General features: G+C 70.6%; 24 protein-coding genes, 1 tRNA gene and 1 pseudogene. 12 read left to right on the top strand and 14 right to left on the bottom strand.

Features of this window, described 5'->3' with window-relative positions; genetic code table 11:
• Positions 1 to 2 precede the first annotated feature (2 nt).
• Genes JEQ17_RS39280 through JEQ17_RS39270 form a run of 3 tightly spaced genes read left to right on the top strand, consistent with a single transcriptional unit; the run spans position 3 to position 2,856 of the window.
• On the top strand, positions 3 to 917 hold the full coding sequence (locus tag JEQ17_RS39280; protein ID WP_200399678.1) for an ATP-binding cassette domain-containing protein: 915 nt from the start codon (positions 3 to 5) through the stop codon (positions 915 to 917).
• On the top strand, positions 917 to 1,819 hold the full coding sequence (locus JEQ17_RS39275) for a sugar phosphate isomerase/epimerase family protein (protein WP_200399677.1): 903 nt from the start codon (positions 917 to 919) through the stop codon (positions 1,817 to 1,819). The genes JEQ17_RS39280 and JEQ17_RS39275 overlap by 1 nt, the downstream gene beginning before the upstream one ends.
• 17 nt (positions 1,820 to 1,836) lie before the next feature.
• Positions 1,837 to 2,856, top strand: a complete 1,020-nt coding sequence (locus JEQ17_RS39270) for a Gfo/Idh/MocA family protein (protein ID WP_200399676.1) — start codon at positions 1,837 to 1,839, stop codon at positions 2,854 to 2,856.
• A gap of 162 nt (positions 2,857 to 3,018) precedes the next feature.
• Here the strand turns inward: JEQ17_RS39270 and JEQ17_RS39265 are convergent, their stop codons facing one another.
• Positions 3,019 to 3,456: a DUF4442 domain-containing protein gene (locus tag JEQ17_RS39265; RefSeq protein WP_200401950.1), complete on the bottom strand. Its 438-nt coding sequence runs from the start codon at positions 3,454 to 3,456 to the stop codon at positions 3,019 to 3,021.
• Between the two features lie 244 nt (positions 3,457 to 3,700).
• Between JEQ17_RS39265 and JEQ17_RS39260 the strand changes: the two genes are divergently transcribed.
• Positions 3,701 to 4,744 (top strand): proline-rich domain-containing protein, encoded by a 1,044-nt coding sequence (locus JEQ17_RS39260; protein WP_200399675.1) that lies wholly within the window; start codon positions 3,701 to 3,703, stop codon positions 4,742 to 4,744.
• A gap of 50 nt (positions 4,745 to 4,794) precedes the next feature.
• Here JEQ17_RS39260 and JEQ17_RS39255 read toward each other — a convergent pair whose 3' ends face one another.
• The 4 genes from JEQ17_RS39255 to JEQ17_RS39240 all read right to left on the bottom strand — a co-directional run bounded on the left by JEQ17_RS39255 (position 4,795) and on the right by JEQ17_RS39240 (position 8,712).
• Positions 4,795 to 5,640, bottom strand: coding sequence for a spermidine synthase (locus tag JEQ17_RS39255; RefSeq protein WP_200399674.1), 846 nt, complete (start codon positions 5,638 to 5,640; stop codon positions 4,795 to 4,797).
• 83 nt (positions 5,641 to 5,723) lie between these two features.
• Complete coding sequence (locus JEQ17_RS39250) at positions 5,724 to 6,284, bottom strand: DinB family protein (protein WP_200399673.1); 561 nt, start codon at positions 6,282 to 6,284, stop codon at positions 5,724 to 5,726.
• Between the two features lie 122 nt (positions 6,285 to 6,406).
• Positions 6,407 to 7,588 (bottom strand): elongation factor Tu, encoded by a 1,182-nt coding sequence (gene tuf, locus JEQ17_RS39245; RefSeq protein WP_200399672.1) that lies wholly within the window; start codon positions 7,586 to 7,588, stop codon positions 6,407 to 6,409.
• 389 nt (positions 7,589 to 7,977) lie between these two features.
• A complete protein-coding gene (locus JEQ17_RS39240; protein WP_200399671.1) occupies positions 7,978 to 8,712 on the bottom strand; it encodes a DNA alkylation repair protein in 735 nt (244 codons plus the stop codon).
• 49 nt (positions 8,713 to 8,761) lie between these two features.
• Here JEQ17_RS39240 and JEQ17_RS39235 point away from each other — a divergent pair, with 49 nt between their 5' ends.
• A complete protein-coding gene (locus tag JEQ17_RS39235; RefSeq protein WP_200399670.1) occupies positions 8,762 to 9,547 on the top strand; it encodes a TVP38/TMEM64 family protein in 786 nt (261 codons plus the stop codon).
• A 151-nt stretch (positions 9,548 to 9,698) separates the two neighbouring features.
• Here JEQ17_RS39235 and JEQ17_RS39230 read toward each other — a convergent pair whose 3' ends face one another.
• A complete protein-coding gene (locus tag JEQ17_RS39230; RefSeq protein ID WP_200399669.1) occupies positions 9,699 to 10,868 on the bottom strand; it encodes a thiolase family protein in 1,170 nt (389 codons plus the stop codon).
• A gap of 106 nt (positions 10,869 to 10,974) precedes the next feature.
• Here JEQ17_RS39230 and JEQ17_RS39225 point away from each other — a divergent pair, with 106 nt between their 5' ends.
• Positions 10,975 to 11,451: a winged helix-turn-helix transcriptional regulator gene (locus tag JEQ17_RS39225; RefSeq protein ID WP_407700119.1), complete on the top strand. Its 477-nt coding sequence runs from the start codon at positions 10,975 to 10,977 to the stop codon at positions 11,449 to 11,451.
• 62 nt (positions 11,452 to 11,513) lie between these two features.
• Here the strand turns inward: JEQ17_RS39225 and JEQ17_RS39220 are convergent, their stop codons facing one another.
• Genes JEQ17_RS39220 through JEQ17_RS39210 form a run of 3 tightly spaced genes read right to left on the bottom strand, consistent with a single transcriptional unit; the run spans position 11,514 to position 14,415 of the window.
• Positions 11,514 to 12,233, bottom strand: a complete 720-nt coding sequence (locus JEQ17_RS39220) for a cupin domain-containing protein (RefSeq protein WP_200399668.1) — start codon at positions 12,231 to 12,233, stop codon at positions 11,514 to 11,516.
• A complete protein-coding gene (locus JEQ17_RS39215) occupies positions 12,230 to 13,165 on the bottom strand; it encodes a DUF6807 domain-containing protein (protein WP_200399667.1) in 936 nt (311 codons plus the stop codon). The genes JEQ17_RS39220 and JEQ17_RS39215 overlap by 4 nt, the downstream gene beginning before the upstream one ends.
• On the bottom strand, positions 13,162 to 14,415 hold the full coding sequence (locus JEQ17_RS39210; RefSeq protein WP_407700118.1) for a Gfo/Idh/MocA family protein: 1,254 nt from the start codon (positions 14,413 to 14,415) through the stop codon (positions 13,162 to 13,164). Before JEQ17_RS39210 ends, JEQ17_RS39215 begins: the two co-directional genes overlap by 4 nt.
• Positions 14,416 to 14,711: 296 nt before the next feature.
• On the opposite strand from JEQ17_RS39210, the gene JEQ17_RS39205 reads away from it, so the two are divergent.
• Complete coding sequence (locus tag JEQ17_RS39205) at positions 14,712 to 15,587, top strand: undecaprenyl-diphosphate phosphatase (protein WP_200399665.1); 876 nt, start codon at positions 14,712 to 14,714, stop codon at positions 15,585 to 15,587.
• A 148-nt stretch (positions 15,588 to 15,735) separates the two neighbouring features.
• On the opposite strand, the gene JEQ17_RS39200 is transcribed toward JEQ17_RS39205, so the two are convergent.
• Together JEQ17_RS39200 and JEQ17_RS39195 are read right to left on the bottom strand one after the other, a co-directional pair.
• Positions 15,736 to 15,795: transfer RNA gene (locus JEQ17_RS39200), tRNA-OTHER, on the bottom strand.
• Positions 15,796 to 15,914: 119 nt separating this feature from the next.
• Entirely contained in the window at positions 15,915 to 16,475 is a 561-nt protein-coding gene (locus tag JEQ17_RS39195) for a carboxymuconolactone decarboxylase family protein (RefSeq protein ID WP_200399664.1), read from the bottom strand.
• A gap of 96 nt (positions 16,476 to 16,571) precedes the next feature.
• Between JEQ17_RS39195 and JEQ17_RS39190 the strand changes: the two genes are divergently transcribed.
• Complete coding sequence (locus JEQ17_RS39190; protein WP_383388721.1) at positions 16,572 to 16,910, top strand: winged helix-turn-helix transcriptional regulator; 339 nt, start codon at positions 16,572 to 16,574, stop codon at positions 16,908 to 16,910.
• Between the two features lie 128 nt (positions 16,911 to 17,038).
• Positions 17,039 to 17,218 (top strand): hypothetical protein, encoded by a 180-nt coding sequence (locus tag JEQ17_RS39185; RefSeq protein ID WP_200399663.1) that lies wholly within the window; start codon positions 17,039 to 17,041, stop codon positions 17,216 to 17,218.
• A 90-nt stretch (positions 17,219 to 17,308) separates the two neighbouring features.
• Here JEQ17_RS39185 and JEQ17_RS39180 read toward each other — a convergent pair whose 3' ends face one another.
• Positions 17,309 to 18,049 carry an SDR family NAD(P)-dependent oxidoreductase gene (locus JEQ17_RS39180; protein ID WP_200399662.1) on the bottom strand — a complete coding sequence of 247 codons (741 nt, stop codon included), beginning with the start codon at positions 18,047 to 18,049 and terminating at the stop codon, positions 17,309 to 17,311.
• A gap of 139 nt (positions 18,050 to 18,188) precedes the next feature.
• Between JEQ17_RS39180 and JEQ17_RS39175 the strand changes: the two genes are divergently transcribed.
• Together JEQ17_RS39175 and lnt are read left to right on the top strand one after the other, a co-directional pair.
• Positions 18,189 to 18,674 carry a nuclear transport factor 2 family protein gene (locus JEQ17_RS39175; protein WP_200399661.1) on the top strand — a complete coding sequence of 162 codons (486 nt, stop codon included), beginning with the start codon at positions 18,189 to 18,191 and terminating at the stop codon, positions 18,672 to 18,674.
• 117 nt (positions 18,675 to 18,791) lie between these two features.
• Entirely contained in the window at positions 18,792 to 20,378 is a 1,587-nt protein-coding gene (gene lnt, locus JEQ17_RS39170) for an apolipoprotein N-acyltransferase (protein ID WP_200399660.1), read from the top strand.
• Here the strand turns inward: lnt and JEQ17_RS39165 are convergent.
• Positions 20,302 to 21,207, bottom strand: a complete 906-nt coding sequence (locus JEQ17_RS39165) for a Gfo/Idh/MocA family protein (protein WP_200401947.1) — start codon at positions 21,205 to 21,207, stop codon at positions 20,302 to 20,304. The two genes, lnt and JEQ17_RS39165, sit on opposite strands and share 77 nt — an antisense overlap.
• A gap of 40 nt (positions 21,208 to 21,247) precedes the next feature.
• Positions 21,248 to 21,422, bottom strand: a pseudogene (locus JEQ17_RS50260) (FAD-dependent monooxygenase); the annotation flags it as partial.
• 9 nt (positions 21,423 to 21,431) lie between these two features.
• Between JEQ17_RS50260 and JEQ17_RS39160 the strand changes: the two are divergent.
• The gene (locus tag JEQ17_RS39160) at positions 21,432 to 21,944 is read left to right on the top strand and encodes a DinB family protein (protein ID WP_200399659.1); all 513 of its coding nucleotides are present in this window, start codon (positions 21,432 to 21,434) and stop codon (positions 21,942 to 21,944) included.
• Positions 21,945 to 22,137 lie beyond the last annotated feature (193 nt).

The raw sequence follows: 22,137 nt of genomic DNA, 5'->3' as shown, positions 1-22,137 counted from the left end.
CCATGACCACCAACCCCACCTCCCCCAACGGCGCAGCGGTCAAGGACAAGCCCGACACCACCGAGCCGATCGTCGAACTCAAGGCCGCAGGCAAGGCCTACGGCAACGTCCGCGCCCTGCACGGCGTCGACCTCGCCGTATATCCCAGCCAGGTCACCTGCGTGCTCGGGGACAACGGCGCCGGCAAGTCCACCCTCATCAAAATCATCTCCGGGCTGCACCAGCACACCGAGGGCGCATTCCTCATCGACGGCCAGGCCGTCCAGCTCAGCAACCCGCGCGAGGCCCTCGACAAGGGCATCGCCACCGTCTACCAGGACCTCGCCACCGTCCCCCTGATGCCGGTGTGGCGGAACTTCTTCCTCGGCTCCGAGATGACCAAGGGCCCCTGGCCCGTCCGCCGCCTGGACATCGCGAGGATGAAGGCGACCGCGGACCAGGAACTGCGCCACATGGGCATCATCCTCGACGACCTCGACCAGCCCATCGGCACCCTCTCCGGCGGCCAGCGCCAGTCCGTGGCCATCGCCCGCGCCGTCTACTTCGGCGCCCGCGTCCTCATCCTCGACGAACCCACCGCAGCCCTGGGCGTCAAACAGTCCGGCGTCGTGCTGAAGTACATCGCCGCGGCCCGTGACCGCGGACTGGGCGTCATCTTCATCACCCACAACCCCCACCACGCCTACATGGTCGGCGACCACTTCAGCGTCCTGCGCCTGGGCACCATGGAACTCTCCGCCGCCCGCGCCGACGTCAGCCTCGAAGAACTCACCAACCACATGGCAGGCGGCGCCGAACTCGCCGCACTCAAACACGAGTTGGCCCAGGTCCGTGGCGTCGACGTCGAAGAACTCCCCGAAGCCGAAGACCTCAAGGCACCCACCGCCGCCTCCTCCTCGGAAGGAAAGGCCTCCTGATGGCCAACGCGCTCGACCGCATCCGCGTCGGCTCCGCGCCGGACTCGTGGGGCGTCTGGTTCCCCGACGACCCCCAGCAGGTGCCCTGGGAACGCTTCCTGGACGAGGTCTCCGAGGCCGGTTACTCCTGGATCGAGCTCGGCCCGTACGGCTATCTGCCGACCGACCCGGCCAAGCTCACCGACGAGGTGAACAAGCGGGATCTCAAGGTGTCGGCCGGTACGGTCTTCACCGCGCTGCACCGCGGCCCCGACGTCTGGGACGCCACCTGGGAGCACGTCAGCCAGGTCGCCGAGCTGACCCGGGCGATGGGCGCGAAGCACCTGGTGGTCATCCCGTCCTTCTGGCGGGACGACAAGACCGCCGCGCTGATCGAGCCGTCGGAGCTGACGGTCCGTCAATGGTCGTACCTCGCCAAGGGCATGGAGCGCCTCGGCCACGAGGTGAAGGAGCGCTTCGGTCTCGACATCGTGGTGCACCCGCACGCCGACACGCACATCGACACCGAGGAGCACGTCGAGCGCTTCCTCGACTCGACGGACTCGGGCCTGGTCAGCCTCTGCCTGGACACCGGGCACTACGCCTACTGCGGCGGCGACAACGTCAAGCTGATCGAGACGTACGGCGAGCGCATCGGCTATCTGCACCTGAAGCAGGTCGACCCGGAGATCCTCGCCGATGTCGTCAAGAACGAGGTCCCGTTCGGCCCCGCCGTCCAGCGCGGTGTGATGTGCGAGCCGCCCACCGGCGTGCCCGCCCTGGAGCCGGTGCTGGACGCCGCGCAGCGCCTCGGCGTCGACCTGTTCGCCATCGTCGAGCAGGACATGTACCCCTGTCCGCCGGACAAGCCCCTGCCCATCGCGGTGCGCACCCGCCAGTTCCTGCGCTCCTGCGGCGCCTGAGAAGGGATCAACCGACCATGGCTCAGCGCGGAACGCTCGGCGTGGCCGTCATCGGCACCGGAAAGATGGGCGCCGATCATGTGCGGCGCCTCGACCAAGTGACCAACGGGGCACGCGTCGCCGCGGTCGTGGACGTCGACGCGGAACGGGTCAAGCGGATCGCCGACGGTATCGAGGGCTGCACGGCCCACACCGACGCGGCCGCCGCGATGGCCTCGGACGGCGTCGACGCCGTACTGATCGCCTCCCCGGGCCCCGCCCACGAGGCGGCGCTTCTCACGGCCTTCGAGCACGATCTGCCCGTCCTGTGCGAGAAGCCGCTCACCCCGGGCTCCGAGTCGGCGCTGCGGGTCCTGGAGGCCGAGCAGAAGGTCGGGCACCGCCTGGTGCAGGTGGGCTTCATGCGCCGGTACGACACCGAGTACGCGAAGCTCAAGGCGCTGCTGAACACCGGGCAGTTGGGCCGGCCGCTGATGCTGCACAACCGGCACCGCAATGTCGCGACCCCGCCCGGCTTCACCAGCGAGATGCTCATCAACGACTCCGTCGTGCACGAGATGGACATCACGCGCTGGCTGCTCGACCAGGAGATCACCGCGGTCACCGTGCTGAAGCCGACGCCGTCCGGCAACGCCCCGGAGGGCCTGCAGGATCCGCAGTTCGTCGTGTTCGAGACCGCGGGCGGCGCGATCGTCGACGTCGAGATCAACGTCAATTGCGGCTTCGGGTACCAGGTACAGGCCGAGGTGGTCTGCGAACGCGGCACGGCCCGCATCGGTGACGGCCACGCCCTGGTCACCAACCAGGCGGGCCGCTGGGGCGGCACCATCGCCCAGGACTTCGTGGAGCGCTTCGAGGACGCGTACGACCGCCAGGTGCAGGCCTGGGTCGACGCCACCCGCCGCGGCGAGGTCACCGGGCCCAGCGCCTGGGACGGCTACGCCACGGCCGCGGTCTGCGAGGCTGGCGTCCGCGCCCAGAACGAGGGCGGCCGGATCGAGGTCGAACTCGTAGAGCGGCCGGCCTTCTACAGCTGACCGGACCGGAGAACACTCTGGAGGGTGGCCCCGCACGACGGGTCCACCCTCCCGGCGGTTACGGACGAGGACGCCCGGTCCACCCAGCCCGCGCCCCGCCGCTGTACGCACGACGCCCCGGGCTCCTTCAGAGGCCCGGTGGTGACGCCCCGGGCAAGGTCCTCAGCCGTTGGGCCGCAGCGTCCAGATGACCGTCATCTCACCGGTCACGGCACCGTCCTCGCGCTGGATGACGACGGCCACGGGGAACTCCGGCCGCTCCCCGGCGTCGAGTTCGGCGACGACGTCCTCGATGGAGCGCCCCAGTGTGGCGGTGGCCGTGACAGGCCCCCTGGCCAGCTTCTTGAACGCGATCTCGGCGGTCACGGGCAGCGGCACTGCCCGTGCGAGCTGGTCCCCGAACGCGGCCAGTACGACGGCACCGCTCGCCGACTCCCCCAGCGTGAACATCGCGCCGGCATGCGGCCCGCCCACATGGTTGTGGTACTCGCTCTGGTCGGGCAGCGAGAGGACGGCCTTCTCCGGAGTGGTCTCGAGATACTCCAGCTTCAGGGTCCGCACCATCGGAACCGTGGCGGCGAGCATCTCGCCGATCGACATCTGGTCTGCGCTCATGGCGGGCACGTTACCCGCGAGTAGCCAGCCGTGGCCAGTGGCGAAAAGTGATCGTCGGGAACACCGGGGAACTCGCCCACAGGGCGCGGATGTTCGCTTTCGAGAACACCGGAGGGGCTTCGTTCGTACAGTACGTCTCCATAAGGACCCATCTGGGCCCCGATCCGGTACGCCCCTGACGAAGGGCGGTGACCCAACCGTGTCCGGGGCGGCACTAGGGTTACTGCCCATGTGGCCAGGAAACCAGCCGCCCGGGGGCGAGCAGAACCCGCAGGACCAGAACCAGAACCCGTACCAGCAGCCGGGGTACCAGCAGCCGAATCCGTATCAGCAACCCGGATTCCAACAGGCCGGACCCCAGACGCCGAACCCGTACACGCAGCCGGGGCAGCCCGGTTGGAGTGCGCCCGGTGTGCCGCAGACCCCGCAGCCGCCGCAGGGCGGCGGCGGTGACGGGAACAGGACGAAGCTCGTCGCCATCGTGGCGGCCACGGCCGTCGTGGTCGCGGCGGGTGTGACGGGCTTCCTGGTCCTGGGCGGCGACAAGGACGACGAGGCCGGCGGCGACAAGGACGGCAAGACGAAGCAGTCACCGTCGTCGAGCGCGTCGAAGGACCCGAGCGCCTCCCCTTCCACCGGCGAGGACAACCCGCGCGGAACCGACGGCGAGAAGGCGACCATCGCGGGCTGGAAGGTCGTCATCAACCCCCGCTTCGGCACGATGTTCGACGTGCCCTCCGACTGGGAGATCGAGAGCACCGACACGAGTGTGGGCTTCGAGTGGGAGGAGAAGGGCAAGACCGACCGCACCACGGTCACCGCCCCCGCCTACCTCAAGTCCAAGTGGTGCACCACGGACAGCGACAAGGACGGCCGCGACGAGGACACCGCGCTGGCCACCGCCGGAACGCGCGGCGAGAACGGCGCCAAGGACTCGGCCGAGGCGGCCGAGACCCGTGTCCCGTGGTGGATCTTCGGCGGCTACACGCAGCCGGACAAGAAGAGCGTGAAGTTCGACAAGGCCAAGGCGTACACGACGAAGTCTGGCCTCGAAGGCAGCATCGCCACCGCGTACTCGAAGAACACGCCGCAGAACGGCAAGTGCGACAGCGAGGGCAAGGCCATCACCTTCGCGTTCAAGAACGGCGCGGGCGACTTCGTCACCTGGAACCTGTACGGCGCCAAGGGTGTCGGCGACGAGATCCCCGAGGCGACCGTCCAGAAGATCCTCAGCACCGTCCGCCTCACCGAGGCCGCACCCACGGACACGTGACATCGGACGCGCGGTGGCCGGAGCCGGCCACCGCGCGTATCGGTCGGTCCTCAGCCGATGCTGAACGCCCCGTCGGGCGGCTCGGGGGACGGCACCGCGTCCTCGTCCCGTACGGGCCGCGCGTCGCCCATGAAGACGCGGAGTGTGTCTCCGTACTCGACCCGGGCCGGAAAGGCGTCGGCGGCCGTGCGGCGGGTGAGGGCGGGGGTGTCGAGCAGGCGGTGCGAGGCGACGAGCACCGCGTTGCCGAAGCGGCGGCCACGCAGCACGCCCGGCTCGGCGATCAGCGCCAGCTCGTCGAAGACCGTGGAGAACGTGGCCAGTTGGGAGCGCAGGAAGGCGAAGGGCGTGGCGTCGGCGAGGTTGGCCAGGTAGACGCCTTCGGCGCGCAGGACCCGCTCGGCCTCACGGGCGTACGCCACCGAGGTCAGGTGGGCGGGGACCCGCGAACCGCCGAAGACGTCGGCGATCAGGACGTCGGCGGAGTCGGTGGGCGCGGATTCGAGCCAGGCGCGGGCGTCCGCGCCGTGCACGGTGATGCCCGCGTCGTCGGGGACGGGCAGATGCTCTACGACGAGGTCGAGCAGTCCGCTGTCGGCCTCGACCACGTCCTGCCGGGACCCCGGCCGGGTCGCCGCGAGATAGCGGGGCAGGGTGAGCGCACCGCCGCCGAGGTGCAGCACGTCCAGCGCCCGCCCCGGTTCCGCGAGGGTGTCCAGGACGTGCCCGAGTCGTCGCGCGTACTCGAACTCCAGGTGCGTCGGCGCGTCGAGATCCACGTACGACTGGGGTGCCCCGTCGACCGTCAGGAGCCACGCCCGCTTCCGGTCGACGTCCGGCATCAGCTTGGCGGTCCCGTGATCCACGGCTCGCGTCACGGGTATCGGCTCGTCCACGCGTCCATTGTGCCCGTACGGGCACGACCGGGCCCGGTCGTGGCCGATCCCCGCCCGGCACCACTCGCCCCGCATCGCCCGCCTCACACGCCGATCGCACCGTCGATGCGCTCGCGGAGCAGGTCGGCGTGACCGTTGTGGCGCGCGTACTCCTCGACCATGTGGACGAGGACCCAGCGCAGCGACACGGGCCCGCGCCAGGGGTCCTCGCCCGCAAGGTCGAGACCGGGCGCGTCGGCGACGAAGCCGTCGGAGAAGGTCACTTCGGCGCGCCAGACCCTCCAGGCCTCGGCGATCACGGCGGGGTCGGCGGACGCCCCGTCGAAATCGTCGTCCGGGCACGCCTCCGAGGAGAAGAGCGGGGGCGCGTCCTGCCGGGCCAGTGCCCGCCGGAACCAGCGGCGCTCCATGTCGGCGAGATGCCGGACGATACCGAGCAGCGAGAGCGTGGAGGGCTCCACGGACCGCCGGGCCAACTCACCTGTCAGACCAGCGCACTTCATCTCCAGAGTCGCCCGCTGGGCACCCAGGATGTCGACGAGGAGGGTGCGTTCGTCGGCGGTGGCGGAGGTGCTGAAGCGACGGTCGTCGTCCTCGGCGGCGGCGAATGTCTCGGCTCTTCGGCGGGGCTTCTGGGTCGTCATGTTCCCCATCCTCGGCCGCGGCCCGGCACGGGCGCACCCGCGTTTCGCCGACGTGCCGGTGCCCTCGGACACACCGGTGCCCGCCTCCCGTACGGAACGAAAGGCGGGCACCCGCGCCGGAGTCAGCCGACAGCGGTCACCGTTCCGGCGCCGACCGTGCGGCCGCCCTCACGGATCGCGAAGCCGAGGCCCGGCTCCAGCGGCACCTCGCGCCCCAGCTCGACCGTCATGGTGACGGTGTCGCCGGGCCGCGCGACCGCCCGCTCGCCGAGGTCGACATCGCCGACGACGTCCGCGGTGCGGATGTAGAACTGCGGCCGGTAGCCGGTGGACACCGGAGTCGTACGACCGCCCTCGCGCGCCGACAGGACGTACACCTGCGCGGAGAAGCGACGACTCGGTACGACGCTGTCGGGCGCCGCGACGATGTGTCCGCGGCGCACCGCGTCACGTGGCACGCCGCGCAGCAGCAACGCCACGTTGTCGCCGGCCTGCGCCTCGTCCATGGGCTTGCCGAAGGTCTCCAGGCCGGTGACCACCGTGTCCACGGCGGCGCCGAGCACTTCGACACGGTCGCCCACGCGAATGGTGCCGCGCTCGACGGCTCCCGTGACGACCGTGCCCCGGCCGGTGATGGTGAGCACGTTCTCCACCGGCAACAGGAACGGAGCGTCCAGGTACCGCTCGGGCATGGGCACATACGTGTCCACGGCGTCGAGCAGCGCGCCGATCGCCTCGGTCCACCGGGGGTCGCCCTCCAGCGCCCTGAGTCCGGAGACCCGTACGACCGGTACGGAGTCGCCCCCGTAGCCGTGCGCGGAGAGCAGCTCGCGGACCTCCAGCTCGACGAGGTCGGTGAGCACAGTGTCCTCGCCGTCGTCGACGGCGTCGGCCTTGTTGAGCGCCACCACGATGTGGTTCACGCCCACCTGCCGGGCGAGCAGCACGTGTTCGGCGGTCTGCGGCATGATCCCGTCGAGCGCGGAGACGACGAGGATCGCCCCGTCGAGCTGCGCGGCACCGGTGACCATGTTCTTGACGTAGTCGGCGTGGCCCGGCATGTCCACGTGCGCGTAGTGCCGGGTGTCGGTCTCGTACTCGACGTGCGCGATGTTGATGGTGATGCCGCGCGCGGCCTCCTCCGGGGCACGGTCGATCCGGTCGAAGGGAACGAACGTGCCGGAGCCGCGCTCGGCGAGGACCTTGGTGATGGCGGCGGTCAGGGTGGTCTTGCCGTGGTCGACATGACCCATGGTGCCGATGTTCAGATGCGGTTTGGTGCGCACGTAAGCCGTCTTGGGCATGGCAGTACCTCGAAGCCTCTTCGGTGTCAGCGGAGCTGAGTGATGGCCCCGGCGGCTGAGCGGCCGGGACAGGGACCCCAAGGACTTGCCGACCCTCCCCCTGCGGGGTCCGCCGGACGATCCGGGAAGGGTCAGCTTCGGGCGCCGTCTGCGGCGGCCAGGTTGATCAGGACGGCAGCCTTCGGCACATCCGCGACTGCGGATGCTGCGAGGTGGAAGGCGTACCGGAACATGAGGAGATCATCGCCGACGCACATGGCCCCGTCGAATGGTTTTTCGCGGCCGTGAGCCGCGCAGAGTCGGGTGTTTCCGCTGGTGCGTGAGGTGCCGGTGATCCTCTGCGTGAGGTGCGGACGTTCCGGTGTCGGAGGTCCCGGTGATCCGGCGTGTCAGGGGCCGACGTTCTTGAGCGCCTCGCGCACGGACAGCGGTGAGAGCCGGTCCCGCTCGCCGGCGACGAAGTCCCGTACCGCCTGCGGATCCGTCTTGGCGTACTCGCGCAGACACCAGCCGATCGCCTTACGGATGAAGAAGTCGGGGTGCCCGGACTGGCGGACGCAGTATCCGAAGAGGCGTTCGGTGTCGGTGGCGTCCTTGTGGCGGAGCTGGTGGAGGAGGGCGGTCCGGGCGACCCACAGGTCGTCGTCCTCGATCCACCCGTCCATGTCGGACTTCAGCTTCGGGTCGGCCGCCACGAGGCCTCCGACCACATGGGCGGCGAGTGCGTCGACGGTGTCCCACCAAGGGACCGTGGAGACGAGATGACGTGTCACGGGCAGGAAGCCGGACGAGAGACGCCTCACATGCCGGCGCAGATAGTCGACGGCGAAGTACTGGTACTCGCGCTCCGGAAGCCGCCAGCAGCGCAGTGCCACCGCCGTGCAGTCGGCCTCGTCCGGACGGGGTGTTCCGTCGAGGACGGTCCGGGAGAGCGCGCGGCGATCGGGCGTGGTCAGGCCCAGGAAAGGGGCGATGTCCTTCATGTACGCGCGCATCTCGCCGGCCCGCCGCGGATCGGCCGCCGCGGCGTAGGTGGCGGTGAGCCGCTCCAGCACGGTGTCCGCGAGGGCGCTGCGCGGCAGCTCCAACTGGCCATCTGACGTTCCGGAAGCTGTGACGCCCATGAGACGAACCATACGGCGATCACACACATTGGTCAGTTAGTGTCACCGGATGCTCGATGCCACCACCCGCTCTGGGGGCACCGCTACGGCCGTTCCCCCGGTCCCCGCAACGGAACTCGTCCCCACCGAGTTCACCACCGAGTTCGCCACCGCACCGAGAGGTCTGGCCGCCCGCTGCACGAGAGCACTGCTCTCTCCGTGGTCCCGGCTCTCTCTGCTGGTGTCGCTGCTGGTGTCCGCGGGCGCGACGGTGCTGCTGTTCGAGCCCCAGAAGCTGCTGGCCGACGGCTGGCCGCCCCAGCTGAACGGCGCGGCCGCGTCCGTGGTCTTCGCGGTGGCGTACGGGCTGTGCACGGTCGCGTTCGTGCCCCGGCCGCTCCTCAATCTGGCGGCGGGCGCCCTGTTCGGTTCACAGCTCGGGCTCGGGGCCTCGCTCGCGGGTACGGTGCTCGGGGCCGGGATCGCCTTCGGGCTCGGCCGGATACTCGGGCAGGACGCGCTGCGGCCACTGCTCCGGGGCCGCTGGCTGAAGGCGGCGGACGGCCAGCTCAGCCGCCACGGCTTCCGCTCGATGATGGCGGCCCGACTCTTCCCCGGAGTGCCGTTCTGGGCCGCGAACTACTGCGCGTCCGTCTCCCGCATGGGCTGGTTCCCCTTCCTCCTCGCCACGGGCCTCGGCTCGATCCCCAACACCGCCGCGTACGTCGTCGCCGGGGCCCGCGCCTCGACCCCGACGTCCCCCGCCTTTCTGATCGCCATGGCCTTCATCGCCCTCCCCGCCCTCGCGGGAGCGATCATCGCCTGGCGCAAACGCCACCACTTCCGGGACCGCTGAGTCGGGTTCCTCGGGGTCGGCCTCTTGGGATCTGCCCCTTGGGATCTGCCCGAGGGACGTCCGCAACCGTGTGACAACCCGGCAGGCACCGTCGTCGGGCGCGGGTGAGCAGCCTCCCGCAGTGGGCCGACCTCGCGCCTACGGGCCCCTCCTACAGCCCCTCCAGCACCATCGCGTTCGCCAGGCCGCCCGCCTCGCACATCGTCTGGAGGGCGTAGCGGGCGCCGCGCGCCCTCATCGCGTGCACGAGCGTGGTCGTGAGCCGTGCGCCGCTCGCGCCGAGCGGGTGGCCGATGGCGATCGCCCCGCCGTGGACGTTGACCTTGGAGAGGTCGGCGCCCGTCTCCTGCCGCCAGGCGAGGACGACGCTGGAGAAGGCCTCGTTGACCTCGAAGAGGTCGATGTCGTCGAGGGTGAGCGAGGCCCTGCGAAGCACCTTCTCCGTGGCGGGAACGACACCGGTGAGCATCAGCAGCGGGTCGGACCCGGTGACGGCGAAGCTGTGCAGCCGCGCAAGGGGTCGCAGACCGAGCCGGGCAGCGGTCTCACTGGACGTGATGAGCACGGCGGAGGCGCCGTCGTTGACGGGGCTGGCGTTGCCCGCGGTGACGTTCCAGTCGATCTGCGGGAAGCGCTCGCCGAAGGCCGGGTCGTAGTAGGCGGGCTTCAGACCGGCCAGGACCTCCGTGCTGCTGCCGGGCCGGACGCACTCGTCCCGCGTCACACCGTCGAGAGGCGCGACCTCGTCGGCGAACAGCCCGCTCTCCCACGCCTCGGCGGCCCTGCGGTGCGACTCCACCGCGAAGGCGTCCATCTCCTCGCGCGAGATCGACCACTTGGCCGCGATCAGCTCGGCACTGATCCCCTGCGGAATCAGCCCTTCGGGGTAGCGCTCGGCGACTCCGGGCCCGAAGGGATCCTTGCCCTCCGGCACGTTCGACCACATCGGGACACGGCTCATGGACTCCACACCACAGGCCACGACCAGGTCGTACGCCCCCGAGATGACGCCCTGCGCCGCGAAGTGCACCGCCTGCTGGGAGGAGCCGCACTGGCGGTCGACCGTCGTCGCGGGCACCGACTCCGGGAAGCCGGCCGAGAGGACCGCGTACCGCGTGGTGTTCATGGCCTGCTCGCCGACCTGGTCGACCGTCCCACCGATCACGTCGTCGATCAGCGCGGGATCGACCCCGGAGCGCTCGACGAGCGTACGGAGGGTGTGGGCGAGGAGTTCCACGGGATGGACGTGGGCGAGCGAGCCGTTCGGCCTGCCCCTGCCCATCGGAGTGCGTACGGCTTCGACGATGACTGCGTCACGCATGGTCCGGCCCCTCGAAGTCACAGGGTTTGCTTTCCAAACCCACCATGTGACTCCACGGTAACCCAGTGGGTTGGAAGAACCAACCCACCCCCATAGACTGGATCGCATGAAGGACGCCCGCCCCTGCTCGGTCGCCGACGCCCTCGCGCTCGTCGGCGAGAAGTACTCCCTGCTCGTCCTGCGCGAGGTGACTCTGGGCGCCACGCGGTTCGACCAGCTGGTCCGCAACATCGGCGCCCCGCGCGACGTGCTGACGAGCCGCCTGAAGCGGCTGGTGGACGCCGGTGTGCTGGAGAAGGTCGCGTACAGCGAGAAGCCGCCACGATTCGAGTACCGGCCCACGCGGGCCGGTCTGGAGCTGGAGCCCGTGCTCCTCACGCTCATGGCGTGGGGCGACCGCCATCTCAACGACGGCGATCGCCCCATGGTGCTCGAACACGTCGGCGGCCCCGGCCACGCGGGCGGCCACGAACTGGTCCCGGTCGTCACCTGCGCCGAGTGCGGCGAGGCGGTCCGGCACGACGACCTGACGGCCCACCCGCAGACCCCGGGCTGGACGGCGACGGGCCCCGCGGCGGCGTAGCCCGAACGCCGACGCTCAGGTTCCCCGCCGGAGCCGGAGGCACATTCCCGCCGGAGCCGGTGCTACGCCCCCCGGTACACGTCGAGCCGCCCGCACATCCCGAACTTCCCGTACGCGGACGGCTGTTCGGCCCGTACGACGGCGTCGGCGAGGTGGGACACGTCCCCCCGCTCCAGCCGGTCGAGCTGTTCCCCGGTGGCCGCGGCCGCCGCCTCGGCACCCCGCCGCCACCGCTCGCGCCACTCCCCGAGCCGGGGGCGTACGAGCTCGGCGGCGGCCCGCTGGAAGGCGGCGAGCGGCTCGGGCCCGTCCGCCTCGCGCAGCGCCCGGTAGCCCTCCAGGGCGAGGTCCCGCCGGGCACGGGCGAACCGCTCCTTCTCCTCTTCGGGCGCGTCGGCCGGAATGACGGTCGCGGCGGCGTACGTCTCCGGGTCGGTCAGGTACTTCGGCGGCAGGGTGAGCACCGCGTCCCCGGCTTCCGGAAGCCCGCTGTTCTGCATGAGGACGGTGATGCGCAGTTCGTCCTCGTTGACCAGCCGGTGGATCGTGCCGGGCGTGAACCAGGCGACCGTGCCGGGCGCGAGCGGCGTGACCTCGTACCCGGACGTGGTCAGGGTCTGCACCGCGCCCCGCCCGCCGGTGACGACGTACGCCTCCGAACAGGTCAGGTGCAGATGGGGAGTTCCGCCGCACACCCCGTCGTCGGCGGGCCAGTCGTAGACCGACAGATGCGAGACGGCGACGCCACCGGGGAGCCCGGCGAAGCCCTCGGCCGCGCTCACCACGGGTGCACCGCCAGATACTTGGCGATCTCCTCGCGCTCCCAGGCACCGTCGGCGACGACGACGCGGTAACGGCGGGAGAGGGTCTCGCCGGGGGCGAGCTCCAGCTCGTCGAAGAAGGCGAAGGAGGGGGCGACGGCCGCGAACGGCTCGTTGCGGACGAACCAGTGGGCCGGATGGGCACCGCCCTCGCCCGTGTGGTCGTTCTCGGGGGCGTGCGCGAAGACGAGCGTCGCGTACCCGTCGGCGACGTCGTGCTCCGCGGAGTACGCGAGCCAGGGCGCCTGCTCACCCATCAGGTCGGGACCCTCGCCGTCGGGCCCGATGATCCTGCCGTCCCGGAAGCCGCGGGGACCGCGCCAGAACAGGCCCGTGTAGCCGGCCATCTCCCGCCCGGCCGTCGTGGGGCTGCCGAACCGCAGGGGTTCGTCACGGCGGTTGGTGACGGAGGTCGAGAAGGTCAGCGCCCAGGATCCGGACACCGGGTCCACGTCGTGGACCTCGACGCGGCGCTCCTCGTCCGCCCAGAGCGAGCCGTCGTACGGGTGCCAGGTGAGCCGCTCGGCGATGACCACACGGTCGCTGTCGGCGCGCACCTCGTCGAACGAGACGTGCGTCATCGACCCGACACGCTCAGGGAGTTCGAGATATCCCTCTCCGTGAACGTATGTGTTGCCGCCCCACAGGTTCGCCCCCGACAGATGCGAGGCGGTCATCTGCAGACCCTTGTGCCAGCGGTGGTCGTTGGGCCGGTAGTCCGTGACAACGTTGCCCGCGAGCGTCCTGAGCGGGTGCAGATACGGCTTCGGGGCCTCCCAGGCCGCCTCGGGGCCGTACACGTAGCTCAACAGGTCGACACCGGTGGTGGGTTCGGTGATCGTGATGCGGTCGCCGTGGGCGTGGACGATGCGCAGGCCGTCGTGTGCGGTCATGCCGATGCCTCCTCGTGCGTCGTGGGTGCCCAGCCGGGCGCGCCGCCGTGCAGGGCGGTGTAGTAGGGGTCGCCGGGCCCGATCTCACCGGCGCGGACGGTGACGTCCGTGAACGCCGACTTGTAGAGCGCGGTGATCAGCTCCAGGCTGGTGCGCCCGTCGGCGCCGCTGCTGCGCGGCCGCTCGCCCGCGCGCATGCTCGCGACCAGGTCACGCAGCTGGGCCAGGTGCGAGCTCGGCACGTCGGCGCCGAAGTCCTGCCAGGCCGCCACGGCCTCGACGGGCGCGTCCGGTGCCGGGGTGATGCGCCAGTTGTCGTTGCTGTGCCCGTAGAGATGGGTGAGTTCGACCGTCGCGTGCTCGCAGTCGATGCGGATCCGGCTGACCTCGTCCGGGCTGAGCACGCTGTTGACCACGGTCGCGAGCGCGCCGCTCTCGAAGCGTACGAGCGCGGTCGAGACGTCCTCCGTCTGCACGTCGTGCACCAGGCGCCCGGCCATGGCCCGCACCTCGCTCCACGGCCCGAGCAGGTCGAGCAGCAGGTCCATCTGGTGGATGCCGTGTCCCATGGCGGGCCCGCCGCCCTCGGTCTCCCACTTCCCGCGCCAGGGCACGGCGTAGTACGCGGCGTTGCGGTACCAGGTGGTCTGGCAGTGCGCCACGAGAGGCCGCCCCATGGCCCCGTCGGCGATCAGACGCCGTACGTGCCGGGCTCCCGAGCCGAACCGGTGCTGGAAGACGATGGAGGCGTACGGACCGCCCTCGGTGCCCTCCTCAGCCTCCACGGCGTCGAAGTCGGAGAGGGTCGGCACGGGCGGCTTCTCGCACCACACCCAGGCGCCGGCGCGCAGGGCGGCAACGGTCTGGTCCCGGTGGAGGGTCGGCGGGGTGCAGATGGAGACGAGGTCCGGGCGCTGTTCCGCCAGCATCCGGTCGAGATCGGTGTAGCCGTGCGGAACACCGCCGTCCGCACAGAAGCGCTTCACCGCGTCGGCATCGATGTCGACCGCGGCGACGATCTCCACCTCGCCTTCCGCGGCGAGCGCGGCGAGTGCGGGCAGATGACTGCCGGACGCGATGGCTCCGGTGCCGATGACGGCGGCCTTGATCCGGCGGCCGTCGAGCGGAACGGCCGGCAGGGTCTCGCGCTCGGTGCTCTCGTACTGGTTGCTCGGGTGCTCGATGTCCTCGTGCTCGGTCGTCTTGCTGGTGGTGGCGTCGCGTGAGGTACGCATGGACGTGATCAGCACTCCATCGGACGTGACAGCGGTTCTGGCGGACGCCTGCCCTCCTCGGTGGCCACGAGATGGCCATCGCCGAACAGCAAGCGCTTTCACTCCTCGCGGAAACGTAAGCGTCGGCATCGCGGCGGGTCAACACCCTGGTCACCGTGGCGAGGTCTCCGACGGGGAGGCCCTGTCGTCAGGCGCTCCCCAAGGGGCGCTACGCTGCCCCCGGCGCGCCTGATCACCGCAGACGACAACACGGCACGTCCGTCCGGCCATTCGCTCCGCTCCCGCCATCAGCACTTGGATCACGTAACTTCATGTCTTGGTTTGAATCCCTCATCCTCGGACTCGTCCAGGGGCTGACCGAGTTCCTTCCCGTCTCCTCCAGCGCGCACCTGCGGCTGACCGCGGCGTTCGCGGGCTGGGAGGACCCGGGAGCGGCCTTCACCGCGATCACCCAGATCGGTACGGAGACGGCGGTACTGATCTATTTCCGCAAGGACATCGCCCGGATCATCTCGGCGTGGTTCCGCTCGCTCACGAACAAGGCGATGCGGAGTGATCACGACGCGCAGATGGGCTGGCTCGTGATCATCGGCTCGATCCCGATCGGCGTGCTGGGCGTCACCCTCAAGGACCAGATCGAGGGGCCGTTCCGCGATCTGCGCATCACCGCGACGACATTGATCGTGATGGGCATCATCCTCGGCATCGCCGACCGCCTCGCGGCGCGCGACGAGACGGGCGGGAAGCACCGGGCCGCGAAGGAGCGCAAGTCGCTCCAGGACCTGAGCGTGAAGGACGGCCTGATCTACGGCGTCTGCCAGGCCATGGCCCTCGTCCCGGGCGTCTCGCGCTCCGGGGCCACCATCAGCGGCGGCCTCCTCATGGGCTACACGCGCGAGGCCGCGGCCCGCTACTCGTTCCTGCTCGCCATCCCGGCGGTTCTCGCGTCCGGCGCCTTCGAGCTCAAGGACGCGAGCGAGGGCGGCCATGTCTCCTGGGGCCCCACGGTCTTCGCGACGATCGTCGCTTTCCTTGTGGGTTACGCCGTTATCGCCTGGTTCATGAAGTTCATCACGACCAAGAGCTTCATGCCGTTCGTCTACTACCGCATCCTGCTCGGCATCCTGATCATCGTGCTGGTCAGCATCGGCGCGCTGAGCCCGCACGCGGCCGAGTCGGCGGGCTGACGACCGCCGCCCGCACAGACGCTCCCGACATGACGAAGCCGCCCGCCTGATTTCCCCCGTGGCGGGCGGCCCGTGCTCGGTGTCCGGAGATCGGACTCGGCGGCGGCGACGTAAGTGTCCTCGGCCGCTGGACGACACCGGCTCGCGCCGGCGACGGGATTCGAACCCGCGTCTCTCTCTTGAGAGGAGAAGTAGCCGCTGCCTTCGCACCCGGACGTGAACCACCGTAGCGGGGCGGGTTCTTGGGGGCACTCGATTATTCGCGGGGCTCTACGGCTGTCCGCGAGGTTCTACGGCCATCCGCGGGGATCGCGGCCCCGGTCCGGCTCATTCCTCCGGGAACGCCCGCGCCCACGGCTCCTGTTCGATCTCCAGCCCGTTGGCCACGTACGCGATGGTGCGGTACCAACCCGCCAGGACCAGGAACTCCAGGGCCTCGAGTTCGTCGAGATGGGCGCGGAGAGCGGTCCAGCCGTCGTCCGACAGACGGGCCGTGTCGTGGAGTTCGTCCACGGCCGTGAGCAGGGCGCCCTGGCGTGGCGTCCAGGCCGGGTCGGCCGGAGTCCCGGTCACCGTCAGGGGAATCCGCTCCTGCCCCAGACCCGAGGCTTCGGCGTACGCGACCATGTGGACGCCCCACTCGTACGCGCAGCCGCAGCGGGCCGCCACCCTGGCGATGACCAACTCGCGGTCGGCGTCGGAGAGCCGGCCGTGGACGAGCAGGCCCGCGCCTAGGGTGCGCATACGGGAGGCGAGGTCGGGGTGGCGTTGCAGGACCTTGAAGAGCATCAGGGGTTCGTGGGTGACGCCGGGCGGCATCCAGCGGCGCAACTCGCGTTCGGATTCGGGGTCATAGGGCGGCGTGACGCCCTCGATGCGTTGCTTCATGCCTTCCGACTCTTGCGCTTCTGAAATCGAAGCGCAAGGGTGGGAACGCAAAGGAAAGCATCGGCAGTTGTCAGGAAACCGACGAGGAGGGAAGGCATCTTGGGCACCGCACCCCGCCCCGGTCGGCCCGTGCGCGGTTCGGCCACCGGCCGTCCCGTCATGGCCGCCCTGGACCTCCTGGGCCGCCGCTGGACGCTCCGCGTGATCTGGGAGCTCCACCGGAGCGGTGCGCCGATCGGCTTCCGCGATCTCCAGCGCCGCTGCGACGCCATGTCGTCCAGCGTCCTGTCCGCCCGCCTCACCGACCTCCGCGAGGCGGGCATCGCGGCGCCCACTGACGAGACGACGTGGCGCCTCACTCCTCTCGGCGAGGACCTCGTGACGGCGATGGGGCCCCTGCTCGACTGGTCCCGCACCTGGGCCGAACAGCGGTGATGCGGAACGGCGGCCAGCCCCTTTTCCCAACCTGTCGACCCTCAAACGTTTTTGGCGTGACCAACCACATACTGCATGGGTAGCCGTTTGGTAGCGCACTGTCAGTCCTTGGCCCTACGCTTGTGCGCATGTCCCCCAATTCCGTGAGCCCTGGTTCCGCGCGGTCTGCTGCCGTGCTGAATGAGCAGATCCGCGCGTTATGGATACGCGCCGGCGGTTCCCTGTCGGCCCAGGAGAGGACCGAGTACGAACTGCTGGTCGTGCAGTGGGCCGCGGCGATACGTCACGAGGTCATCGAGGCGGCGTGACGACCGCGAAGTGACGTCCGTGGAGTGGCGTCCGTGGAGTGAGGACTTCCTGAGCGTGCGGGCCGGCCACCCGGCCGGAGCCGCCTCGCCTCACCGGCCCCCTGCCACCCGCAGCACCGCTCCCGTCGCGTACGACGAATCCGGTGACAGCAGCCACGCCACGGCCGCCGCGACCTCCGCGGGATCCCCCGGCCGCCCCAGCGGAATCGACGGCGCCAGCCGGGCCGGGCGGTCCGGATCCCCCATCGCCGCATGCATCTCCGTGTCGATGAGGCCCGGGGCGACGGCGTTGACGCGGATGCCGTCGGGGCCGAGTTCCTTCGAGAGACCCACCGTCAGCGCGTCGACCGCCGCCTTGGTGGCCGCGTAGTGGACGTACTCCCCGGGACTGCCGAGCGTGGCCGCCGCCGACGAGACGTTCACGATGACGCCTGCGCCCCGGAGTGCCATGTCCCGCGCGGCCCGGCGCGAACACAGCAGCGTGCCCAGGAGGTTGACCTCCACGACCCGGCGCAGCTCGGCGGTGTCAGTGTCGGCGAGCCGACCGAGCGGGCCGGTCACGCCGGCGTTGTTCACCAGGCCCGTCACCGCCCCGAGCCGCTCCGCCGCCGTGTCGAAGAGCCGCTCGACGTCCGCCTCGTCGGAGGTGTCCGCGCGTACGGTCACGCACCGCGCCCCGGCCTCGCGCACGGCGTCCGCGGTGCGCTCCGCGGCCTCGTCGTCGCGTGCGTACCCGACCACCAGGTCGTGGCCGTCCGACGCTAGCCGCAGGCAGGTCGCGGCACCGATCCCCCGGCTGCCACCCGTGACGACCGTGACGGGACGAGACATGCGCGCTCCTTCGTGATCCGTGATCCGTGATCACTGATCCATGGTTCCTGACCGGGTTCGTACGTCCATACGGCGCACGACCGGTGAATATCACTGCACGCCCCTTGGCTCGGACCTCCCCGTGGCCAACACTGAGCCGATGACGCAGCGCGTGGAACTGGCTACGGTAATGGACCGGCTCGCGGTCGACGGACTGGTCACCGAGTACGCGGTGGCGGTCGACGACGGGGACTGGGAGGCGTACCGCGGACTGTTCGCGCCGGACGGGCGGGCGGACTACCGGTCGGCGGGCGGTATCGAGGGGGACGCGGGGCAGATCGCCGGATGGCTCGCGCAGACCATGGAGCTGTTCCCCATGCGGCAGCATCTGATCGTGAACCGGCGGGTGCGGTTCGGGGCTCTGGAGCAGGACACGGGCGACACGGCCCGGATCCAGGCGGACTACGTCAATCCGATGCGGTTCTCGGGACACGACGGCGGATCCACGGAGCCCGACTTCGTGTGCGGCGGCCGGTACGACTTCGGTCTGGTGCGTACGTACAACGGCTGGCGGCTGCGTGAGGTGGTCGTCCACGAGAAGTGGCGCCGGGCCACGCAGGCGCGGCAGGAACCCGCCGCCCATTGAGCCCACGGTCGGCCTGTTCGCGCGTGCCACCTGAGTGGATACCCCCTTACGTAGATCGTCCCGGTGCGCGCACACTGGAGTCACGCACCGTGCTTCGGGGGTCGAGGGAGGCGCTGCATGAAGCTGTCCGCCGCTGACTGGCGCCGACGCCTCGGCTCCCCCTGGTGGCGCGGCATCGCGGCCGTGCTCGCCGGTGCGCTGCCGATGCTGAGCTTCCCGGCGCCGTCCCTGTGGTGGTTCGCGTATGTCGCGCTGGTGCCGTGGATCCTGCTCGTCCGCTCGGCCCCGACGGGGCGGCGGGCGGCGTACGACGGCTGGCTCGGCGGGCTCGGTTTCATGCTGGCCGTGCACCACTGGCTGCTGCCGAGCCTGCATGTCTTCACGCTCGTGATAGCGGCGCTGCTCGGCGTGCTCTGGGCACCGTGGGGCTGGCTGACACGAAGGTTCCTGGCCGGTGTTCCCTCGGCGGGCCAGGTCGTCGCCGCCCTGTTCGTGCTGCCCTCCGCCTGGCTGATGGTCGAACTCGTACGCTCCTGGGAGGGGTTGGGCGGTCCCTGGGGGCTGCTCGGTTCGAGTCAGTGGGACGTGGAGCCCGCGCTGCGGCTGGCCTCGGTGGGCGGAGTATGGCTGCTGAGCTTCCTGCTCGTCGCCGTGAACGTCGCGGTCGCCGTTCTCGTCGCCGTACGGCAGTCCCGTGTCCCCGCGGTCGCCGGGCTGGTCGCGACGGCGGCGGCCACCTCGGCGGCCTGGGTGTGGTCCCCGCGGCCGGACGTCGACGGCCGCGTCCGGATCGCCGTCGTGCAGCCCGGTGTCATCGATGGAATCGGCAGCCCGGGGAAGCGTTTCGCACGCGAGGAGACGCTGACCGGACAGCTGGCCGGGCAGGACGTGGACCTCGTGGTGTGGGGCGAGAGCAGTGTCGGCTTCGACCTCGCCGAGCGGCCCGACCTCGCGGACCGGCTCGCCGCGCTGTCGCGCCAAGTGGACGCGGACATCCTGGTCAACGTGGACGCGCGCCGCTCCGACCGGCCCGGCATATACAAGAGTTCGGTGCTCGTGGGGCCCGAGGGTCCGACCGGTGACCGCTACGACAAGATGCGGCTGGTGCCGTTCGGCGAGTACGTTCCGGCCCGTTCCCTCCTCGGCTGGGCCACGTCCGTGGGCAAGGCGGCGGGCGAGGACCGTATGCGCGGCTCGAAGCAGGTGGTGATGAACGTCGGGGGCGGGCTGCGGGTCGGCCCGATGGTGTGCTTCGAGTCGGCGTTCCCCGACATGAGCCGTCATCTCGCCCGGGACGGCGCCGAGTTGCTGCTCGCGCAGTCGGCGACCTCGTCGTTCCAGCAGAGCTGGGCGCCCGAGCAGCACGCCTCGCTGGCGGCGCTGCGGGCCGCCGAGACGGGCCGGCCGATGGTGCACGCGACGCTCACCGGCGTCTCCGCGGTCTACGGCCCGAGCGGTGAGCGCGTCGGCTCCTGGCTGGGCACCGATGCCAGTGCCTCCGAGGTGTACGACGTTCCGCTGGCACACGGTGTCACCCCGTACGCGCGGTTCGGCGAGTGGCCGGTGTACGCGGCGCTGCTGATCCTGGCCGCCCTGGGCGCCACGGAGGGTGCCCGGTCGTTGCGGGTCAGGCGGGCCGGTCCGTCACCGCGCGTACCACCCGCTCGCACAGCTCATGGGTCGCCAGCGCGTCCCGGGCGCTGAGCACCTTGCCCGCGCGCACCGCGTCGAGGAACGCGAGCACGACCTGCTCGATCCCGCGCTGCCTGGCCACCGGCACCCAGTCGCCGCGCCGGCGTATCGTCGGCTGGCCCTTGTGGTCGATGACCTCGGCGAGGTTGACGACCTGACGCTTGGTGTCCTGCCCGGAGACTTCGAGGATCTCCTCGTTCGAGCCGCTCAGCCGGTTCATCACACCGAGTGCCGTGAACCCGTCCCCGGCGAGCTGGAGCACGACGTGGTGCAGCAGTCCGTTCTCGACCCGGGCCCGCACGGTCACGTCGTCGACCGGCCCCGGCGCCAGGAACCGCAGGGTGTCCACGACGTGGATGAAGTCGTCGAGGATCATCGTGCGGGGCTGTTCCGGCAGGCCGACGCGGTTCTTCTGCATCAGGATCAGCTCGCGCGGGTGATCGGCGCACTGCGCGTACCCGGGTGCGTAGCGCCGGTTGAAGCCGACGGCCAGGCTGGTGTTCCGCTCCTCGGCGAGCTTCACCAGGCGTTCGGAGTCGGCGAGTTCGTACGCGATCGGCTTGTCGACATATGTGGCCACGCCCGCTTCGAGGAGACGGGTCACGATCTCGGGGTGCGCGTGGGTGGGCGCGTGCACGAACGCCGCGTCGAGGTTCTGCGCGAGCAGCTCGGAGAGGTCGGTGTGACGCTGCCCGGCCGGCAGGTGGAGGCTGTCGGCGACCCTGGTGAGGGTGGCGGGCGTCCGCGTGTGCAGATGCAGTTCGAGCCCCGGCCGGGTGGTGAGCACCGGCAGATAGGCCTTCTGCGCGATGTCTCCGAGTCCGATGCAGCCGACCTTCACAGGGGTCTCCTCCGGGGAACCGACATGTCCAGGGCGCACTCACCCGTGTCTCCTCGGAAGCATACGGCGACCGCGGCGGCCCCCAGTCGGCGATCCCGTCGAAACTCCGCAGGAAGGGGGCGGGCCCGCTGCCCCAGGGTCGGCGGCATGGCGTGTGCCGCGTCTCCGATGACCGCGACCCGCCCGGCGTGGAAGGCGGGCAGGTGCTCGGCGATGATGCGGGCATGACGATTGAACGCAGCGAACCCGCGATCGACGCCGACGAGCGAGCCATGCTGGAGGGCTGGCTCGACTACCACCGCCAGACCCTTGCCTGGAAGTGCCAGGACCTGGACGACGCCCAGCTCAGGACCGCCTCGGTACCGCCGTCCGAACTCTCCCTGATGGGGCTCGTCCGGCACATGGCGGAGGTGGAGCGCAGTTGGTTCCGCAGGGTGCTGGTGGGCGACGATGCCGGCCCGATCTACTACAGCGACGAGGACCGCGACGGCGAGTTCCACCTCACCGAGGAGGACACCTGGGAGGAGGCGCACGCCACCTGGCAGCAGGAGATCGAGGTCGCCCGGCGGAACGCGGCGCGCCTCGCACTCGACGACCTGTCCGCGGGCAGGAGCAGGTCCACCGACAAGCCCTTCAACCTGCGCTGGATCTACACCCACATGATCGAGGAGTACGCGCGCCACAACGGCCACGCCGACCTGATCCGCGAGCGGATCGACGGGGGCACGGGCGACTGAGGCGCGTGGCCGGGGGCAAGGCAGCCGGCAACCAGGGCGCCCCTTCAGGGGCGCGGGGAACTGCGCGACCGACCCCCACCGACCCGCAGACGACGCACAACCCTCCCCGGGCCGCCGCGGGCTCGCGCGCCGGTCGTTCACCCATGCGGGGCATCCTCCGCTTGTCAGCTCCCCAAATGGGGGCCGACACAGC

Origin of the sequence: Streptomyces liliifuscus, from assembly GCF_016598615.1 — a bacterium.
In the GTDB taxonomy this organism is placed as follows: Bacteria; Actinomycetota; Actinomycetes; order Streptomycetales; family Streptomycetaceae; genus Streptomyces; species Streptomyces liliifuscus.
Note: the sequence above shows the minus strand (reverse complement) of the source record. Positions and strands in the feature narration are given on the sequence as shown.

Bases quoted from the DNA above. Each gene is read 5' to 3' on its own strand.
- JEQ17_RS39280 (WP_200399678.1), top strand. From the start codon at position 3: ATGACCACCAACCCCACCTCCCCCAACGGCGCAGCGGTCAAGGACAAG.
- JEQ17_RS39275 (WP_200399677.1), top strand. From the start codon at position 917: ATGGCCAACGCGCTCGACCGCATCCGCGTCGGCTCCGCGCCGGACTCG.
- JEQ17_RS39270 (WP_200399676.1), top strand. From the start codon at position 1,837: ATGGCTCAGCGCGGAACGCTCGGCGTGGCCGTCATCGGCACCGGAAAG.
- JEQ17_RS39265 (WP_200401950.1), bottom strand. From the start codon at position 3,456: ATGTCGATCGGCGAGATGCTCGCCGCCACGGTTCCGATGGTGCGGACC.
- JEQ17_RS39260 (WP_200399675.1), top strand. From the start codon at position 3,701: ATGTGGCCAGGAAACCAGCCGCCCGGGGGCGAGCAGAACCCGCAGGAC.
- JEQ17_RS39250 (WP_200399673.1), bottom strand. From the start codon at position 6,284: ATGACGACCCAGAAGCCCCGCCGAAGAGCCGAGACATTCGCCGCCGCC.
- tuf (WP_200399672.1), bottom strand. From the start codon at position 7,588: ATGCCCAAGACGGCTTACGTGCGCACCAAACCGCATCTGAACATCGGC.
- JEQ17_RS39240 (WP_200399671.1), bottom strand. From the start codon at position 8,712: ATGGGCGTCACAGCTTCCGGAACGTCAGATGGCCAGTTGGAGCTGCCG.
- JEQ17_RS39235 (WP_200399670.1), top strand. From the start codon at position 8,762: ATGCTCGATGCCACCACCCGCTCTGGGGGCACCGCTACGGCCGTTCCC.
- JEQ17_RS39230 (WP_200399669.1), bottom strand. From the start codon at position 10,868: ATGCGTGACGCAGTCATCGTCGAAGCCGTACGCACTCCGATGGGCAGG.
- JEQ17_RS39225 (WP_407700119.1), top strand. From the start codon at position 10,975: ATGAAGGACGCCCGCCCCTGCTCGGTCGCCGACGCCCTCGCGCTCGTC.
- JEQ17_RS39215 (WP_200399667.1), bottom strand. From the start codon at position 13,165: ATGACCGCACACGACGGCCTGCGCATCGTCCACGCCCACGGCGACCGC.
- JEQ17_RS39205 (WP_200399665.1), top strand. From the start codon at position 14,712: ATGTCTTGGTTTGAATCCCTCATCCTCGGACTCGTCCAGGGGCTGACC.
- JEQ17_RS39195 (WP_200399664.1), bottom strand. From the start codon at position 16,475: ATGAAGCAACGCATCGAGGGCGTCACGCCGCCCTATGACCCCGAATCC.
- JEQ17_RS39185 (WP_200399663.1), top strand. From the start codon at position 17,039: ATGTCCCCCAATTCCGTGAGCCCTGGTTCCGCGCGGTCTGCTGCCGTG.
- JEQ17_RS39180 (WP_200399662.1), bottom strand. From the start codon at position 18,049: ATGTCTCGTCCCGTCACGGTCGTCACGGGTGGCAGCCGGGGGATCGGT.
- JEQ17_RS39175 (WP_200399661.1), top strand. From the start codon at position 18,189: ATGACGCAGCGCGTGGAACTGGCTACGGTAATGGACCGGCTCGCGGTC.
- lnt (WP_200399660.1), top strand. From the start codon at position 18,792: ATGAAGCTGTCCGCCGCTGACTGGCGCCGACGCCTCGGCTCCCCCTGG.
- JEQ17_RS39160 (WP_200399659.1), top strand. From the start codon at position 21,432: ATGACGATTGAACGCAGCGAACCCGCGATCGACGCCGACGAGCGAGCC.